The organism is Acinetobacter gyllenbergii (genome assembly GCF_001682515.1).
Classification (GTDB): domain Bacteria; phylum Pseudomonadota; class Gammaproteobacteria; order Pseudomonadales; family Moraxellaceae; genus Acinetobacter; species Acinetobacter gyllenbergii.
Genome location: NZ_KV575266.1, coordinates 176499 through 195073, shown reverse-complemented (window position 1 = coordinate 195073; position 18575 = coordinate 176499). Strand labels below are relative to the sequence as shown.

The 18575-nt window shown below is 41.5% G+C and carries 17 protein-coding genes; 8 read left to right on the top strand and 9 right to left on the bottom strand.

The genetic code is table 11. From position 1 onward, the window contains the following. Position 1: 1 nt before the first annotated feature. Together NG55_RS15000 and NG55_RS14995 are read right to left on the bottom strand one after the other, a co-directional pair. Complete coding sequence (locus tag NG55_RS15000) at positions 2 to 451, bottom strand: hypothetical protein (protein ID WP_004656002.1); 450 nt, start codon at positions 449 to 451, stop codon at positions 2 to 4. A 157-nt stretch (positions 452 to 608) separates the two neighbouring features. After that, positions 609 to 971 carry a winged helix-turn-helix transcriptional regulator gene (locus tag NG55_RS14995; protein ID WP_023270855.1) on the bottom strand — a complete coding sequence of 121 codons (363 nt, stop codon included), beginning with the start codon at positions 969 to 971 and terminating at the stop codon, positions 609 to 611. A 114-nt stretch (positions 972 to 1085) separates the two neighbouring features. On the opposite strand from NG55_RS14995, the gene NG55_RS14990 reads away from it, so the two are divergent. Next, on the top strand, positions 1086 to 2096 hold the full coding sequence (locus NG55_RS14990) for a zinc-binding alcohol dehydrogenase family protein (protein WP_065343696.1): 1011 nt from the start codon (positions 1086 to 1088) through the stop codon (positions 2094 to 2096). A 56-nt stretch (positions 2097 to 2152) separates the two neighbouring features. Here the strand turns inward: NG55_RS14990 and NG55_RS14985 are convergent, their stop codons facing one another. Continuing rightward, positions 2153 to 2398, bottom strand: coding sequence for a SlyX family protein (locus NG55_RS14985; protein WP_016542429.1), 246 nt, complete (start codon positions 2396 to 2398; stop codon positions 2153 to 2155). Positions 2399 to 2430: 32 nt separating this feature from the next. Here NG55_RS14985 and NG55_RS14980 point away from each other — a divergent pair, with 32 nt between their 5' ends. Next, complete coding sequence (locus NG55_RS14980; protein ID WP_065343695.1) at positions 2431 to 4332, top strand: ATP-binding cassette domain-containing protein; 1902 nt, start codon at positions 2431 to 2433, stop codon at positions 4330 to 4332. A gap of 77 nt (positions 4333 to 4409) precedes the next feature. On the opposite strand, the gene NG55_RS14975 is transcribed toward NG55_RS14980, so the two are convergent. The 4 genes from NG55_RS14975 to fae form a co-directional block, all read right to left on the bottom strand. Further along, the gene (locus NG55_RS14975; protein ID WP_065343694.1) at positions 4410 to 5771 is read right to left on the bottom strand and encodes an MFS transporter; all 1362 of its coding nucleotides are present in this window, start codon (positions 5769 to 5771) and stop codon (positions 4410 to 4412) included. 124 nt (positions 5772 to 5895) lie between these two features. Then, positions 5896 to 7335: an NAD-dependent succinate-semialdehyde dehydrogenase gene (locus NG55_RS14970; RefSeq protein ID WP_065343693.1), complete on the bottom strand. Its 1440-nt coding sequence runs from the start codon at positions 7333 to 7335 to the stop codon at positions 5896 to 5898. A 4-nt stretch (positions 7336 to 7339) separates the two neighbouring features. Further along, complete coding sequence (locus tag NG55_RS14965; RefSeq protein ID WP_065343692.1) at positions 7340 to 8368, bottom strand: aldo/keto reductase; 1029 nt, start codon at positions 8366 to 8368, stop codon at positions 7340 to 7342. An 11-nt stretch (positions 8369 to 8379) separates the two neighbouring features. Further along, positions 8380 to 8895: a formaldehyde-activating enzyme gene (fae, locus tag NG55_RS14960; protein WP_065343691.1), complete on the bottom strand. Its 516-nt coding sequence runs from the start codon at positions 8893 to 8895 to the stop codon at positions 8380 to 8382. A gap of 228 nt (positions 8896 to 9123) precedes the next feature. Here fae and NG55_RS14955 point away from each other — a divergent pair, with 228 nt between their 5' ends. From NG55_RS14955 to NG55_RS14945, 3 genes are all read left to right on the top strand, one after another. Then, positions 9124 to 10299: a hypothetical protein gene (locus NG55_RS14955; protein WP_065343690.1), complete on the top strand. Its 1176-nt coding sequence runs from the start codon at positions 9124 to 9126 to the stop codon at positions 10297 to 10299. A gap of 186 nt (positions 10300 to 10485) precedes the next feature. Then, entirely contained in the window at positions 10486 to 11373 is an 888-nt protein-coding gene (locus NG55_RS14950) for a LysR family transcriptional regulator (RefSeq protein ID WP_065343689.1), read from the top strand. Positions 11374 to 11500: 127 nt separating this feature from the next. Further along, complete coding sequence (locus NG55_RS14945; protein WP_023270864.1) at positions 11501 to 12436, top strand: LpxL/LpxP family acyltransferase; 936 nt, start codon at positions 11501 to 11503, stop codon at positions 12434 to 12436. Between the two features lie 60 nt (positions 12437 to 12496). Here NG55_RS14945 and NG55_RS14940 read toward each other — a convergent pair whose 3' ends face one another. Beyond that, a complete protein-coding gene (locus tag NG55_RS14940; RefSeq protein ID WP_065343688.1) occupies positions 12497 to 14095 on the bottom strand; it encodes a PT dipeptide repeat lipoprotein in 1599 nt (532 codons plus the stop codon). Positions 14096 to 14231: 136 nt separating this feature from the next. Between NG55_RS14940 and NG55_RS14935 the strand changes: the two genes are divergently transcribed. The 3 genes from NG55_RS14935 to NG55_RS14925 are packed head-to-tail and all read left to right on the top strand — an operon-like array spanning position 14232 to position 17122. Continuing rightward, a complete protein-coding gene (locus NG55_RS14935) occupies positions 14232 to 15473 on the top strand; it encodes a cupin-like domain-containing protein (RefSeq protein ID WP_016542424.1) in 1242 nt (413 codons plus the stop codon). Positions 15474 to 15521: 48 nt separating this feature from the next. Then, positions 15522 to 16403: a DUF6502 family protein gene (locus tag NG55_RS14930; RefSeq protein WP_065343687.1), complete on the top strand. Its 882-nt coding sequence runs from the start codon at positions 15522 to 15524 to the stop codon at positions 16401 to 16403. 2 nt (positions 16404 to 16405) lie between these two features. Next, on the top strand, positions 16406 to 17122 hold the full coding sequence (locus tag NG55_RS14925) for a hypothetical protein (RefSeq protein WP_065343686.1): 717 nt from the start codon (positions 16406 to 16408) through the stop codon (positions 17120 to 17122). A 311-nt stretch (positions 17123 to 17433) separates the two neighbouring features. On the opposite strand, the gene NG55_RS14920 is transcribed toward NG55_RS14925, so the two are convergent. Beyond that, on the bottom strand, positions 17434 to 18552 hold the full coding sequence (locus NG55_RS14920; protein WP_016542421.1) for an endonuclease/exonuclease/phosphatase family protein: 1119 nt from the start codon (positions 18550 to 18552) through the stop codon (positions 17434 to 17436). Between the last annotated feature and the right edge of the window lie 23 nt (positions 18553 to 18575).

The following is an 18575-nucleotide window of genomic DNA, read 5'->3' as shown; positions in this document are numbered from 1 at the left end:
ATTAGCGCTGTGCTAGTTCATGTAAATAAGCTTTCATATCTTCAAGCTGTGTGGCTTTCAGGTCTGTTTCTTCATCCCAATACAGCCCGACACAGTTTGCCTGCATATCAATAGCATAAACTCCTTTTAATGCAATGGTTAAATCATTAAATTTCTGATCACCTTGCACCACCTGAAGCTTGCCATCCACCACTCGAGCACGCATCAAAGCTAAACGAGCATCTGGAATAAGCACACTATAATAGGCCACCATGCTGGCACGCTTTTCCGATGCCATTGGAATCTTGGTCCATTCTGGCGCGGCAATTAAACGTGGATGTAATCCCATTTTACGCGCCTGATCACGCATCATGCCCAATGCCTTTTCTCGTGGGCTGACGCGCAAGCCAAAAATCGAGCCAAGTACAAACAGTACAATCGCTACCGTGATCCAAATTCCAATATTACTCATAAAGTCGCCCAAAACTTCCTTTTATTAGCGTTACATAAGTTGAATCCAAAAGGCAAGTTACAATATAAAAAATAATCTAGATTCAACCAATCCTTTAAAACAAGCCATTTTCAGACTGTTAAAAGGTGAAAACTTAAAATGCTATAACCCACTTATTTTATTCACTAAGCGAGAGTTTTCCGAATTGGTCCAAATGCGCATCACCCCAATGTTTTAATGCAACAATAATTTGTTCCAGACTACGGCCTAAATCTGTTAAGCAATATTCAACTTTTGGCGGGACTTGGGGATAAACCTCTCGATGCAAAATGCCATCCTGTTCGAGTTCACGCAGCTGATTGGTCAGCATTCTCTGGGTAATACTTGGGACACGCTTGCGAATTTCATTGAAACGCAAAGTGCCTTCATTGAATAAATGCCAGAGAATCACGCATTTCCACTTGCCGTCAATCAAACTGATCGCAGCTTCAACTGAACAGCCTGGGGAGCAAGCAAAACTGGAATGTCGCATTTTTGCCATTTTACAGTATCCTTTTTGACACTATGAGCGTTATTTGTCTGTAGTCACCAAAATTAAGCTTAGGTTATGCTGAAACTCGAATCAAGTGGAATCCAATCCAGAGGAAACATAACCATGAAAGCTGTGGCCTATCAACATGCGGGTGACATTACATCAGTAAATGCACTGGTCGATATTGAAATGGATATACCAACGGCACAGGGACACGATTTGCTAGTGCGTGTACAAGCGATTTCAGTCAATCCTGTTGATGCCAAAATCCGAAATCATAAAAGTGCTGAAGCGAATCAGTGGAAGGTATTAGGCTGGGATGCTGTCGGGATTGTTGAAGCGATTGGCGAGCAAGTCACCCAATTCAACATCGGTGACCAAGTCTGGTATGCAGGTGCACTCAACCGACAAGGCAGTAATAGTGAATTACAATTGGTTGATGAGCGTATTGTTGGGCATGTTCCCCAATCACTCAATGCAAGCGAAGCAGCAGCACTGCCTTTAACTGCAATTACCGCATGGGAAATGCTGTTTGATCGATTAGCGGTTCCTCAGCTTGCTACTGAGAAGACCACGATTTTAGTGATTGGCGGTGCAGGTGGCGTGGGTTCAATGGCCATTCAGTTGTTGAAACAATTAACCAACCTCACGGTCATCAGTACTGCATCTCGGCCAGAAACGTCTGAATGGGTCAAGCAATTAGGTGCAGATTATGTCTTGGATCATCGTCAAGCTTTAGCGCCACAAATTCAGCAGCTCGACTTAACAGCCCCTTTATATGTATTTTCAACCACGCAAACCGACCAGCATCTCGCTGATATTGCCGAACTGATTGCAGCACAAGGACATTTTGGATTAATTGATGATCCCGAGCAGCTCGACATTAAAATCTTTAAATCCAAGTCGGTCTCGGTGCATTGGGAATTTATGTTCACGCGCTCTATGTATCAAACGCAAGATATGATCAAACAGAGCCAATTGTTGAATCAGATTGCAAGCTTAGTTGACGAGGGGAAAATTAAAACCACAGTGAGTCAAATGCTCTCCCCCATCAATGCAGAAAACCTGAAACGTGCGCACCAACAAATCGAAAGTGGCACCACCAAAGGGAAAATTGTCTTGCATGGCTTTTAAACGCATCACATTCATACGACTACGATGCGAAGTCTGGGCTTCGCATTGCTCATATCTTAATAATGCGGCGGGCGATTGCTCATCGGATCAAAAGGCGCAATGCCTTCAGCCAAGTCTGAGGCCTCAACACGTTGATAGAGTATCTGCATTTGCTTTTTCAAATCTGCAATTTCTTTGGTCTGAATCGCGAGTTGATCATTCAATTGTTCAACTAAATCGTCCAAAAATGCAATTCGGACTTGCAAATCTTCAATGGGTGCGGAAAATGACGCGTGATCATCAAATTTTTGTGGTTTAGTCATTTCAGACCTCATCTGAACTTTTAGGAAACATTATGGCCTATATTACTTTAAGGGATGTCCATCTCGCATTTGGCGGACCTGCCTTACTCGACGGCGCGAACTTTAATCTGGAACGTGGCGAGCGAGTCTGTTTAATTGGTCGTAATGGCGAAGGTAAGTCTACTTTATTAAAACTGATTGAGGGAAGCTTGTTACCCGATAACGGTGAAGTTTCGATTCAAAATGGTTTAACTGTTTCAATGTTAGCCCAAGATGTGCCAATGGACTCAGGCAAAGTCGCCGACATCGTTGCCGATGGTGCTGGTGAAGCTGCCATTGTGTTGAAAGAATACCATGAAGCCAGTGATGCTTGTGTCTTAGGCGATATGGACGCTTGCGACCGTATGGGTATGTTACAGCACAAACTGGATCAACTGGATGGTTGGGCATTAGAAAACAAGGTTAACTCAATTCTAAGTAAAATGGGACTTGATCCTAATGCCGATCTAGCTGATTTATCAGGTGGTCGTAAACGCCGTGTGCTCTTGGCGCGTGCCCTACTAACTCAACCTGATGTTTTATTGCTGGACGAACCAACCAACCATTTGGACGTGGAAAGTATCGAATGGCTAGAAAAGTTCCTGCTCGATCAAAACAATCTCACTTTATTGTTTATTTCGCATGACCGTTCATTTGTGGACAGTATTGCGACCCGCATTGTCGAACTTGATCGTGGTATTTTACGTGGCTACGAAGGTAACTATTCGCGCTATCTCGAACTGAAAGCGCAGCAAATGGAAGCTGAAGAAAAACAAAATGCTTTATTTGACAAAAAGTTAGCGGAAGAAGAAGCTTGGATTCGTCAAGGGATTAAAGCGCGTCGTACCCGTAATGAAGGTCGTGTCCGTGCCTTAAAAGACTTACGTGAGCAGTCTAAAGCACGTCGTTCACAACAGGGCAAAGTCAGTATGGCAACGCAAGAAGCCAACCGCTCTGGTAAGTTGGTGTTCGAGATTGAAAACTTAAGTGTCGGCTACGACAACAAAGTTCTGATTAATGATTTCTCTGCAATCGTATTACGTGGCGACCGTATCGGTTTGGTCGGTGACAACGGTGTCGGTAAAACTACCTTGATCAAAGCCATTTTAGGCGAGATTGAACACGGTGGGTCAGTGAAAACTGGTACGCAACTAGAAGTTGCTTATTTTGATCAGTTGCGAAATGCACTCGACTTGGAAAAAACCGTGATGGCCAACGTGTCTGAAGGTTCCGACTTTGTTGATGTGAATGGTAACCGTCGTCATATCTATAGTTATCTGCAAGACTTTTTATTCTCACCAGAACGTGCCCGTACACCTGTTAAAGCTTTATCAGGCGGTGAGAGAAACCGTATTCTGTTAGCAAAACTGTTACTCAAGCCATCAAATTTGATCGTGATGGATGAGCCAACCAATGACTTGGATATGGTGACACTTGAGTTGCTTGAAGAAATGCTGTCTGACTACAAAGGCACGTTGTTACTGATCTCGCATGACCGTGCTTTCATGGACAATGTCGTGACTTCAACTTGGGTGTTTGATGGTAAAGGTCAGATTGATGAATACATCGGTGGCTATCAAGATTACTTGGAACAGCGCCCTGACCAAAAAGTGGTTGACCAAAAAAGTGATGTAAAAAAAGCACAAGCCAAAGCTGAAGCAGCGGCTGCCGCAGCAGCACCGAAAAAAGTGAAGCTCAGTTATAAAGATCAGCGTGAGCTTGAACAACTGCCTGCTGAAATTGAAAAACTGGAAACTGAACAAGCAGCATTATCAGAAAAATTGGCGGATGGCTCATGGTTTGTTTCAGATGCCAATGCTGCAACTGCAGCCAGCCAACGTTTAGCAGAAATTGAAGAATTGCTGTTGGAAAAGCTAGAGCGCTGGGACATTTTAGAAAATATGTCGAAAGGCTAAATATGCGTAGATAAAGGCTCCTAATGGAGCCTTTTTCTTATTCAGTATCATGTAAAATCCAATCGAATAGACTGCATTTATCGTAGCTCTTTTGAAGCCGTATAAGTCTTTATTTCATCAACTTCGGATGCCTCGACCAAAGATAGATTCTTGGTTTCAGGGGCCCATAAAATCGAAATAATAGTTCCAAACACAAGAATACACACCAGTATTAGCATCGTGGCAGTCATGCCGATCTGCAACAGACTGATCGGAAGAATAAAGGTACTTGCTGCCGAACCAAAGCGACTCACCGCTGTGGCGATCCCAATCCCACTAGAACGCACTTCGGTCGGAAAACTTTCTGCGGGAAAAACACCAACTAAATTACTCACTGCAGATAAAATCATCGTAAAAGCAGCGAACAAGAGTACCAAGGCCCAATTCAAACTTGCAGGCAATATTGTAATCAACAACAAACTGACTGAAAGCAGCACAAAGGCATAGATTAAAAAACCGCGGCGGGAAAATTTGTAGGTACAGTAAATACCGATCACGGCACCGAGTAGCAGCATCAAATTGAGGATCGTTTCAGTGGTGAAATCATTAGATAACTGCATTAACTCTAAAATCATCGGCAGAAAGGTATAGATTGCAAAATACGGCATCACAATGCAGGTGAAAAAGATGCAGTTAAACAAGGTCCGTTTAAGGTATTTTTGACTAAACAATAATTTAATACTGGAGAAATTATTTTGCTGTGCCACCTGATCTGTTTCACTCTCAATCGTGACATGTGCTCCAAAATATTTATGCACAATGGCTTGCGCTTCTTCTTTTCGTCCATGTTGCATCAACCACCGTGGCGATTCGGGTGTGCCGATTCGCGCAATTAAAATAATTGCAGCAGGGATAGCTGTCGAGGCGAGTAAATAACGCCATGTGTCAGGTCCAATATCTAAATCAATTACAAATTTTGCAATAAATGTTGCCAATACATAGCCAAATGTCCACACCACACTAAATGAGCCTAAAATTGCACCACGACTTTGTTTAGGTAAAAATTCCGCCAACAATGCATGTCCAACGGTATAGTCCCCACCCAGCCCAATCCCCATGAGCACGCGACACAGAAACAGTTCTAAAGGCGTAGAAGCATAGAACTGGGCAATCGAACCAATCAGAACTAAAATGAAGCTAATACAAAAGATCTTCTGCCGACCTAATTTATCTGAAATAAATCCAAAAAATAAACTTCCGACAAATAACCCAATTAGAACAGCACTTCCGATTGCCCCCTGCCAAAAGGAATCTAGCTGCATCAGAGGTGTAATTAAAGTGAAAACCATTCCAATCAAACCAATGATATAACCATCGGTTAAATGTGCGCCGAAAGTTAAAGCCGTTATTTTCAAATGAAATTTGTTCAATGGCACATTATCAATATTTACGGTATTCATATACGCTCCCATTCCATGGAGTAAAATTGAATAATTCTTCTATCCAAACATTTAAAAAGTGATGCTGACTCCAGCAAAGCTAGATCCCAATCCAATTTGATTGAGTTCTAGCCTGATGAGCTGATCAAGCAAGGCCACCCAGCAAGATGTACTTGATGTTTTGATATTCTTCTAAACCATACTTTGAGCCTTCCCGACCAAAGCCAGACTCTTTTACACCACCAAAGGGTGCTACCGCAGTCGAAATAATGCCCTCATTAATGCCCACCATACCGACTTGCAGTTGCTCGGCAACCCACCATGTTCGTTTCAGATCCTTGGTATAGAAATATGCAGAAAGTCCATATTGAGTATTGTTGGCCAGAGCAATCGCTTCTTCATCTGATGTAAAGGAGAAACATACTGCGACAGGCCCAAAAGTTTCCTCATGCGCAACCAGCATTTGGTCATTGGCATGCTGAATAATCGTGGGTTCATAAAAGAGCCCACCGAGCTGATGTGCTTTACCACCCGTCACAATTGATCCACCCTTGGCAACAGCATCATCAATATGACGCTGCACTTTTGCTATCGCAGCCTGATTAATTAATGGCCCTTGCGTTACACCGTCTACAAAACCATGACCGACTTTGAGTTTCTGAACCTCTGCCGTGAGAAGTTCAACGAATGATTCATAGACCTTTTCATGAATATAAAAGCGATTGACACAAACACAGGTCTGCCCCGTATTTCTATATTTTGATGCCATTGCACCCTGAACCGCCGCCTCTAAATCAGCATCTTCAAACACAATAAAAGGTGCATTTCCACCAAGTTCAAAAGAGGTTTTCTTTAAGGTATCTGCTGCTTGGCGCATGAGTAGCTTTCCAGTCGCAGTTGATCCTGTAAAACTAATTTTCTTCACTTTTTCTGAGCTTTGTAAGGTTTTCCCAATCTCTCTAGCATCACCAGAAACAACATTAAATACGCCTGCTGGAACGCCTGCTTGCTCTGCCAAAACAGCAAGTGCAAAAGCTGAAAGCGGTGTTTCTTCCGAAGGTTTTAAAATCATGCTGCATCCTGCTGCCAATGCAGGAGCGACTTTACGCGTGACCATGGCCAAAGGAAAATTCCAAGGGGTAATCGCGGCGACCACACCGACAGGCTCCTTGGTGACCATGATTTTGGTTTGTGCCTTAAATGTGGGGATAATATCGCCGTAATTACGTTTCGCTTCTTCAGCAAACCACTCAAAGAAACTGGCTGCATAGGCTACCTCACCTAAAGCCTCAGCCAGTGGTTTGCCTTGTTCTTCAACAAGAATCTCGGCCAATTGCTGTCGATATTCAAGCATCAATTCGCCCCAGCGTTTCAGGATTTGAGCGCGTTCGGCAGCCAATGTTGTTTTCCATGTCGCCAAAGCTTGGTCTGCCGCTTGAATCGCTTGTTGCGTTTCTTCTGCTCCACAATTTAAAACTTGAGTAATGCGTTGTGCAGTTGCTGGATTAAAAACGGGATAACTATTCGCTTGACTCGCTAACCATTGACCATTAATAAAACTGGTATTTTTCTTTAAATTTAGCATCTTATTATACCCCTACATCCACAAAACAGCCTTTAGCCTCACGCGAAATACGTGGAATCCGTTTCTCACTGGTGTAATCATTAATCAGGTCGCAAGGGGTATAATTACGATCAATTTCATATAATTCATCTTCGTTGAATTGAGTCTCTAAGGCTTGTATTGCGGTTTTAAATTGATCTACGTTATCAGCGCCTACCAACATACTGTGAATGCCAGGGCGCTGCAGTACCCAAGCCTGTGCAACCTGTGCCATGCTCAATTTTTTGTTTTCAGCAACTTTGCCCACAGACTTTACAATTTCAAAACTCACTGCATCGTTATACATCTGCTGGGTAAAGAAATCGGTGCTATTGCGGGTTGAACTCAGTTCACCACTTAAAATGCCACGGGCTAAGGGACTGAATACTGAAACGCCAATCCCTTGATCCATACAGAAAGGAATCATTTCCCGTTCTTCTTCCCTATAAGCACAATTCAATTGCAATTGCATATTGATCGGTTTGACAAACCCATTGCGTTCACATGAAATCAAGATTTTTGCCAACTGCCCAACCGTCATGGTTGAAACACCAAAATAACGTGCTTTTCCAGACTTAATAATTTCATTCATCGCTGACAGTGTTTCATCAACAGGGCTATCGACATCAAAGAAATGCAACATATAAATATCGACATAATCTGTCCCAATACGCTTTAAAGATTGATCGATGCTACTGAGGATATTCTTTCTGGAATGCCCGACTTGATTAATGCCTCCACCTGTTCCATAGCCAACTTTGGTTGTAATCACCAGCTCATCACGATTAACCAGTTTTTGAATGATTCCACCAACCACTTCTTCGCCTTTTCCAGCCGAATAAAAATCAGCAAGATCAATAAAATTGACACCTGAATCCAGTGCATATTTGATGATTGGTGCGCTTTGCTCAGCATTGAAAATCCAGGGTTTCCAAGAAGATGAACCCATATTCATGGTGCCTAAACATAGGCGCGAAACTTTTAAACCTGAATTGCCTAAATTGATATATTCCATGGTCTTAAACCTTAATCTTTAGGGGTATAAAATGGATTTTTGATTGTTTTAAGTGCGACTAAATCATTCTTTAGCGGTAAATGATTCAATGCGGCATGAATCGCCCGAGCACAGGCCTTATAATTATTGCGATACACTTCATCCAAATCATTGCAGTTTGGATTGACCCAGTTCGCAGTGACTATGGCCCACTCATCTTCCGCTTCTACAGGAAAAACGCCTGACACAAGTGCTTCATTGATGGCCTTGGCAATCCCTGCCTGTGAGGCGCCCCATGTTGCATTTGCATGCAAATCCCCTTGGATTTCCGCTTTATTGACATACAAAGTCATTGGTTTTACGGGGATATTCGGTTGTGCAATCACCATAAATGGGCAATGTCCTTGAGAAGGTGAAGAGAGGCTATTTGTAAAAGCCTGACCCACTGGCCCGCCACGCGGACCAATTAAAATATTGATATGTGAGGCATTGACTCCGTCACCTTCAAATCCTTCACCGATATAAACCTCAGCAGTTAACTTATCCATGTACTTTCCTTGAGCAAATAAACTGCTATTACCATCCCTCGTTTTAAATAAAAATAAAATGCAAATTAATTCACAACACTATTAAAAAAACTAATATCAAAAAAACTCACATCACTGTGAATTAACTTCATAGTAAGCATGCAATATTTATTATAAATAACAGTAAAAATATGATTAATTAATCCAAAATCAGGAAATTAAAATTTAATTTATTTTCAAGGATAGAAAATGTTAAAAATAAAATCAGCACAAATTAAAACCCTACTCTTTATAGGTAGTTTAGTGCTAAATCAAACCATTTATTCTGGTATAAAATTTGGCGAACCAACTTCAAACTTGGGGCAGTTAAATATTGGTGGTGCAATCCGTGGTAAGTATGTCTATGACCATGATGCTAACCCGACTAGTAGCAAATTTTCTTTTAGTGATGCCATCTTACGTCTTGATTATGACTCGCCCAAGCTCATTGGCGCGTTAGATTATCGTCTATATGAATATTATGGTCATGTTGGCGATGCCAGCTGGTTAACGGATGCTTGGATCGGATACAAACTAGACCATCACCACAAGATTATTGCAGGTTTGAATCCAGTCCCATTTGGATTGGATCGTTATTGGGGAAATACCTTTTTTCTTGGCATTGCCAATGTGATGGGGCTGGAAGATGTCCATAATGTTGGAATCAACTATCAGTTTAAAACAGCTAAGAATCAACTCTCCTTGGCCTTCTATCCCATTGATGGCGGCAATTTTAGAGGGCATTCAAAAGATGCGCGACGCTTCAGTATTAATATGGTCAATGCAGATGATGCTGTTGAAAACGGAACTAATACCCAAGAAAAAAACATGGTCATTGCCCGTTATGCATACTCTTCAAACTATGCTGACCTCAACTACCAAGTTGGTACATCGGTTTGGTATTCAAGCATTGAAAATAAAAATTATTCCAGCACAGGATCACGTCAAATATGGTCTATTTTTGGCGATTTTAATTATCAAAACTGGAATAGCAAATTGCTGTTTGGTCATCAAGATATTGCCAATAAAGACCGCTTGAGTCCTGATCATATTAGCTTAGGCGGATTTGACTATTCCTATAATTCAGCAACGCAAGGCGACTTTTTTTCTACAGAATTGAGCTACTTACTCCCATACAGTTTTGAATATGTACAATCCATTCGCCCCTATCTCAATATCAGTGGTTATATCAACAAAAGAAATAGCAGCACAGATAGTTATAGAGTTATTCCAGGTATTGCATTTAAATTTAAAGACCTTGCCATTCAAGCAGAACATTTAATCGGTAAATATGACCCTTATCTTGGCGATCAAAATGGTTTAGCACAAGGAACAAATAATAATTGGAATCAAAAAACATATATTTCACTTGCTTATTATTTTTAACTAACCAATAGAATATTCCTTATTTAAATTATAAAAATTATTTTTATAGCTAAAAGCACCTCATACAAAATATACGCTATGCTACACTGAGTACAATGGATTGTGATGAATATGAAGCACCACTTCAGGACAAGAGTGGTCATCTTCATCTTATAAAAATCAGGGATATGATCAAAGGACCTATGGATGCGACAATTACCTCCCATGAACGCTTTACGCATCTTTGAAGAGGTGGTCAAGCATTTAAATTTCTCTCATGCAGCCCAGTCGCTCTGCCTAACGCATGGGGCTGTCAGCAGACAAATCAAATTACTAGAAGAGTATTTAGGTGTTCAGCTTTTTTTGAGATCACCCAAAGGAATCGAACTCACCGCTCATGGCCTTGAGTTCGCAAATGATATGCAAGTTGTGTTTGATCAAATTGAAGTCTCCACCCTCAAATTTAGGGCAAAAAACATTCGAAGCAAACTCAACATCGAAGCGCCACCAACCTGGTGTAATCGAATATTGTCACCAAATTTAAAAAATTTTTTGCTTGTAAACAAAGATTATTCTTTTACCGTAAACTACACTCAGGATGCCGAAAGTCATGAAGTTGCTGTAGATACAGATATTCGAATTCGCTTTGGTCTCGCCCCCTCCAACCATTGTCAGAGCAGTCTACTTTTAAAAGAAGACTATGTGATGGTGGCCAGCCCACAACTCTTTAAAGAGGGGCTCGCCCCGAATATTCAAGATTATCCGCTCATTCATGTCTTATATAATCGTAAAAGGCTAGATACATGGCAGATCTGGTTACAGCAAAACCACGCTGTTAATTTAATCGATTCACATTGCGCCATTGAGTTTTCAACCACAGAGCAAGTGATTCAAGCTGCTGTTGCGGGTTATGGTATCGCCATCATTGATAAACCCATGATTCAAAATGAACTGCATACTGGTCTGCTCAAGGCAATGATCGAGACTGGAATCCAAAGCAAATATGGTTACTGGATTGATATTCCCTTGAACAAAGCCACTCTTCCCAAAGTTCAGATTTTCAAATCTTGGTTAGAAAATTTATTAATACAATAAGTTTCCAAGCCATTCCGGCGGCGATGCTTTATTGCTAAACACCCTATGTTTTATTTTAGTTTTAAAGTCGCCACCTACACTTCATGCTACACTGCTGCAAAATTCAACGTTATTCTTTTTCGAATTTATGAGTCAAAAACAGCCTTATACCCCTGGCGAGTTTCAATGGGCTTTTTTATTGCCCAAATATTGGAAAATCTGGATCGCCATTACGTTTTTAATGCTATTGGCCGTCTTACCTTGGGCAATTCAATGGCGCTTGGCCCATGGCTTGGCGGCTTTGTGCTGGCGCTTACTCAAATCACGCCGTAAAACTACACTCCGGAATTTAGAACTCTGTTTCCCTGAGTGGTCACCAGCTGAGGTTGAAGCACAAGCAAAACAGGTGTTTGTGGATATGATGCTCGGTGTATTTGAAACCCTCAATGCATGGTACTGCCCGAAGTGGTTTAAAGGTCGCCACAGTATTGAAGGTCTAGAACACATCACCAATGCAAAAGCACAAGGCAAAGGTGTGTTGTTACTGGGCACACACAGTACCCTACTCGATGCAGGCGGTTATATTTGTGCTCAATATTTCGAGCCTGATGTAGTGTATCGCCCACAAAACAATCCGTTGTTGGATATGCTGATTTATCGTTGCCGCGCCACCATTTATCAACATCAAATTGACCACGATGATATGCGGGGTTTGATCCGCCGACTCAAAGATGGCGGTGCGATTTGGTATAGTCCCGATCAGGACTTTGGTTTAAAACAAGGCGTGATGGCACCCTTCTTTGGTGTTCCTGCTGCAACAGTGACTGCACATCGTCGTTTACTCAAAATCTCGAAAGCCGTTGCGATTCCCTTATATTTCTATCGCTATGGTGATGTACGTAATCCACAATATAAAGTGCTGATTGAGCCAATTGTGGAAAATATGCCAAGTGAAGATGAAGTCGATGATGCGATTCGCGTAAATCAAATCATTGAAGCTCAGCTTCGTATTGCACCAACACAATGGATGTGGTTCCACCGTCGTTTTAAAACCCGCGCCGAAGGTTACGACAAAATCTATTAAGTTAAAAAAAGCCACTTTATTCATATATAAAGTGGCTCTTTTCTAAAGCAATAACAACAATTAATTCGGGAAAATCACCCCAGTATTTAAATCAAAATAGGTTGGGGTATTGCTATACACTGAACCCAATTTGACATTAATAAACCAGCCTAAATTGCCTTGATCTTGTAAACGGTTTTGAATCTCACTCGGAAGATCAAGCTTATAAATCGCATCTTCTTTAAAGACTTTTGATTCAATGCTCGTCGTACTAACGCTATCACGTTCAAATAAATAACCTTTGGTGTTAAAGAATGCAATCGCATTGTCCTTATCAATCAAATGATAACCCTCAGCCGCTTGTTGCTTCAGTAGCAAATCAAGCTTAGTTGGGTTGTCATCATAGAACCCTGCCTCTGTTTTTGGCATCTCAAAATAACGATAACTATAAGTTCCATTATGGGTACTGCTATTCACACAGGTCGGCACATAAAAAGTCCCATTGCTAGCACCATTATTGGTAAAAGTACTGCCTGCATAAATCAATTTACAACCTTGCGCTCCAAGTTCATTAAAGGCTGCCATAATATTGGTTCGGTTTGCATTACCACTCACAATAAAGCGATTGTCATAATTATAAGTTGCTGACTTTTTATCGTTTTTAACAAATAAATATTTATAGGTATTGCTTGGCTCTTCACCTAAAGAAGACTTATACGCAAAGCCGAGCGCACCTTGCTTTTTAATTTCCGCTAACCAGAATAAATAGACATTGGCGACGACATTGGTTTTTACATCTACAATTTTATAGCTATAAGTATCAGTTGAAGCATTATTTTTCACATATAAGTTTTTAGGTTCAGGGAAGTCACTATTGGCTTTTTTTACATCCAAAGACGTAGCTGCCAAAGCAAAACCTTGACTACCTTGCGTATTGGCTTGCGCCAAGAAGTTCGTCCAAGAACTTTGATTATCGAGTAGACGATAACTTGCGGTGGCTTTACTCACAGTCGGTTTTAATAAGCTATAGCCTTCGACATTGGTACGGGTATAACAGGTCACGGTTTTCGATGGGTCGACTGCGTCCATATAGGCTTGAATATCTTTGATCGTTGCCGTTTCATTCACGGCACACATCCCATTACCCTTAAAAGCATAAGCCCATGCGCTTCCATTACGGTATCTATCCGTATATTTCACTCGATTCGCTGTCGTTGTACCGCTAGTTTCTGTCGGAGCGATCTCGGTAATCAACGCATCATCGGAAGCAACATCGTAATTTTTAATCACAGCACCTGTGCAATCCTCTTTTTCAAACTGACGTGTTTCGGTGGTAAAGCGAACACTATTCGCGGAAGTCTTATGCACTGTTAAATTTGAACGGCGTCCTTCAAAGCAAAAACCTCCTAACCATGAACCCACAAAGCGATCAGCCACGACTGGGGTTGGTGTCGGTGTCGGCGTTGGAGTTGGTGTCGGTGTCGGCGTTGGGGTTGGTGTCGGAGTCGGCGTTGGTGTCGGAGTCGGCGTTGGAGTCGGGGTCGGTGTTGGGGTCGGCGTTGGAGTCGGGGTCGGTGTTGGCGTTGGAGTCGGGGTTGAATCTGAATCGTTATCAGATCCACAACCTACCAAGATTGCGCAGGTTACGCTCAGTGCTAATTGTGTCCATATATTTTTCATTGCATCACCCTCTGTGTGATTTTTTCACATATTTGTGTATGTGAAAATTTAACACTTTTATACTTGAGTGCAAATATGTTTATGCGTAAATTAATAACGAAAGGTCAAAATCATTTTTTATGGATGGTTGGAATGTATGGATACACAAGCAAGCCTAGCAAAACAATTTAGTGCCTTATCGAAAGAATGGCGTGCATGGCTAGAAGAAAATTTAGATCGTGGCTGTAACCCAGTCGACTTGGCTAACATCTTGTTACGAGAAGGATTGATTGATCTGAATCAAGATTTTTCTGTGCCAATACAAGCTGAAGAACAGCATTACGCAGTACTTGAGAAAATCGCAACAGAAAAACAAACTCAACTCAGCAGTACATTTACGCCAGAACAAAAGAAATGGCTGGCTCAAGCAGTACTTGATGGTTTAAGCAAAGCCGAAATTTATTATTCATTAGTGAAACAAGGCTTAAGTGAAATTGATATTGCCCTCGAATGGGTCCAGTTAAAACAACATCCTTATTTTCAAATTGCTCAAGAGCAGCATTTCCTACTCAAAAAACGCAATTGGTTACTCAACACTCTCGATCATTTTGCCCGTTTGAATCCTGATTATCAGCAAATCAAGCGAATTTCAAAACCGGAGTTTCCTGATTTTATTCAACATTATTACAGCCGAAACCTGCCTATTATTCTGACCGATGCCATCCAGCATTGGCCCGCCTTACACAAATGGTCACCGCAATATTTCAAACAGACTGTCGGTATGCAGGAAATTGAAGCCCAGTTTAATCGTGAACAAGATCCTTTATTTGAACGTAACTCGATTCAACATAAAACCAAAATGCAGATGAATGATTTTGTTGATTTAATTGAAAAAACTGAACATTCCAATAATTTTTATATGACCGCCAACAATGCCAAGGCCAGCCAATCCAGTTTGGCCGTATTGTTTCAAGATATTGGTCATTTTCATGGCTATACTGACCATGCTCAAGTTTATGATCGTAGTTTCATCTGGTTTGGTCCCAAAGGCGCTTTTACCCCGCTACATCATGACTTAACCAATAACTTTTTAGTGCAAATTTATGGACGGAAAAAAGTCACCCTGATTCCTGCAATGCAAACACCACATCTCTATAATGATGTGGCTGTGTTTAGTAAAATTGCCGATCCTCATCGTCCTGATCTCCTTGAGTCATTCCCTGATTTTGCCCATAGCAGCAAAATCGAATGTATTCTCAATGAGGGTGAAACCTTGTTCATTCCACTGGGCTGGTGGCACTGTGTCGAGAGTTTGGATATCTCTATCAGCGTTTCCTTTACTCATTTTAATATTGATAATGCTGGAGCTGAATCCTTTCCATCTCCAAGTGGGCATTAAACCATGTCAACGAATGACCTATACCGAATCTGTTCTTAAGGTGCTTTAATGGTAAAACCAACAGACCAAGCCATCCTAAACACAACCTCATCTGCATTAAATGCACAAGGTGTTATTCCGCAAGATGCAGAAACCACCTTGGATAGCATTTATCCGATGATGCAACATATCGCACGTTGGTTAATTCATTCAGGTGTCGGCTATACCGATTTCGTGGCGGCACTCAAACCGATTTTTTACGAGCAAGCCTTGCTTGAATTAGATCGAATCAAGCAGAACAAGACTGATTCAGCAGTCAGTTTATTATCTGGACTGCATCGAAAAGATGTCAGCAGTTTTAGGCAGCAAGCTAATCAAACTGCCACAGAAACACCAAATTTCGCCATTAGTGTTCCTGCCCGTGTCATTGCCCGCTGGATTGCACTTGATCTTCCAACTCAAATTCCTGTTTCTGGTGAAGAAAATAGTTTTGAAGCCTTAGTCAAGCATATTTCAACAGAAAAGCATCCGCGCTCGATTTTGTTTGAACTACAACGCTTAGGTGTGGTTGTGCAAATCGATCAAGATGTCATGTTACAACAACATAGCTTTACCCCAGATAATCAAATGCAAGAGAGCAAAGCACTGTTCTCTGCGAACCTTAGCGATCATTTGGCCGCAGGGATTGATAATTTTATTAGTGAAAAACCATTTACCCATCTTGAACAAGCCGTGCATGCCGAAAAATTAACGGCTCAATCGGTTGAAGCACTTCGAGAGTTGAGTATCGAACTGTGGCAAGACATGGCAAAACAACTCTTAAATGCCGCGATTCATCATTGTGATCAAGACCAAGAAAAAGCTGATGCACATTATCAATTCCGATTTGGCGTTTACCAGTACGATACCCAAATAAAACTACAAGTGCCTTATATTTTTAAGGATAAATAACCATGAGAAGCTTATTGTGCCCTCTCGTTTCTCTCATTTCAGTGCTTAGCTTAACTGCATGTGGCGAAAATTTTTCAGTCGCGAATGTGAGTTTAGGTGGCAGTGGATCTGGTACACAAAAACCTCTACCAGGCGGTGGTGGCAATGGTGGGAACTCTAATCCATCTACAGGCGATAAAGATGAAGCCTATGAATATGTGGTAACGATTCCTCATGAAGCACAAGATACTTGTTTCGGCATTCAACGAAGTCTGCGTTTAATCGACTCAGGGACCAAACAGACATTGCCTACAGGTCGAATTCAATCCCTTAAGACCACACCACTACAAATTGAAATTAAGAACACGACACCCAATTATATCTATCAATTGATACCGCTTTGTCGACCTATTGAATATCAAATTGGCCAAAATGTATTATTCGAGGGTCAATCTCTCAGGTGCGACGCAGATCAAGATGAATTACAAGTTTTACGTCCATTTGAAACTCGTCGCTATGAACTTGATCTCACCTTTGCAGAAACAGAGCTTCCTTTCGTAGTAAATTACAACGCCTTTTACCAAACCGAATTACCAACAGCAAATACCGCATGGGAAAAATGTGATGCAGCTAAAATCACAATCCCTATTCATAAACGTCGAATTGTAAAAGTCATTGAAACGTCAGATCAACCAACCGAGACTCTGCCAGAGATCCCAAAGGGAGAAAAACCAGAATAAGAATTTAAAAAATTAAAGCCCGAGTTCTGCATCCTGCAAAACTCGGGCAAATGAGGTTGTGCTTTCAAACTACTTTTATTATCCTGCGTCCATCGCATGCATCATATCCATGATGACTTTTCCATCTCAGCGTCGCTATCCTTAAGCGGAAATCCATTCCTGCGTCCTTGTGCTGATGTATTTAGAATAAACCTTTTACCGATTCCGTACTATTCGTTGCAGACTTAAATCCATGTACGAAATAACGTACATTAATTAGTTAAACTTTAAAATTAAGCCATTGTACAAGTCTCTCTCAGCTAACATCAGTTTTACATTCGTTGCTTATGCGGTTGAGCTAAAGAATCAGTCACTGCTTTTTCTTCTTGCTCAGCCTTTTCAATACCCTCTTGTATCGCTTCTTGCGCTTCTTGTTCATCCTCTGCGGTTTGCTCTAACGCTTGCTGCTGCTGTTCGAACACCCGTCCTGTTTGTAAGACCACATACACAGGAAAATGATCTGAACCAATATGCGGCAGGCGTTTCATATCGACCAGACCAAAATCGGTACTATGAAAGATATGATCCAGCGACCATCTTAAAAGAGGATAATCTGCATGAAAAGTATTCATAAAATAGCGCCCGACTCGAGGATCAAGTAAACCACTGATACGCTGAAATAACCGCGTTGTTCTTGACCATGCGACGTCATTTAAATCTCCCATGACGATACAGCTCTGATCAATATCTTTAATCTGATCCCCCACAATCAGCAACTCCGCATCTCTTAAAGTCGAGTCCTTGGCCTCGGTTGGACTCGGTGGTTTAGGATGTAAACAATACAACTGCACTTGTACGCCTGAAGGTAATGTCACCGCGGTATGAATTGATGGAATTTCATCACTTAGAATAAATTTAACTTCGGTATCATTTAAGGCTAAACGGCTATATAAATGCATGCCGTACAAATTTTCTAAAGGCACGGCAACACGAAACGGATAATCTGCTTCAATTGGACTCAGCGCTTGCTGCCATTCCGCATTTGACTCCAATGTGAGCACCAAATCTGGTTTTAAAATTTCAATCTGTTCAAGTAATAGATGATACTGATGATTAGGCGTGAGCACATTCGCAACCAATAAGGAAATTTGCTGCTCTGGATTCAATTGCGCCTTTTTGACTTTTTTGACTTGCTTGCGCCATAACGGGGTATAAGGCAACACCATTTTAAGCTGATAAGCAATCGCCGCCACTAAGCCAAGAAAGAGCAGTTCAGTGCTCAAACTCCACTCGGAAAGCACAAATAACATCGCAAAAAATGTGATGATGCCCAGTGCCAATATTTGTAATCTCGGAAAGTCTGCACCCCGAAACCACCATTCATCTCTGGGGATCAAAGACCAAAATGAAAGCCATATCACCAGCGCTGCGCAAATCTGAATCCATATCATGTTCATTTTTCTCTTTGGGGTAG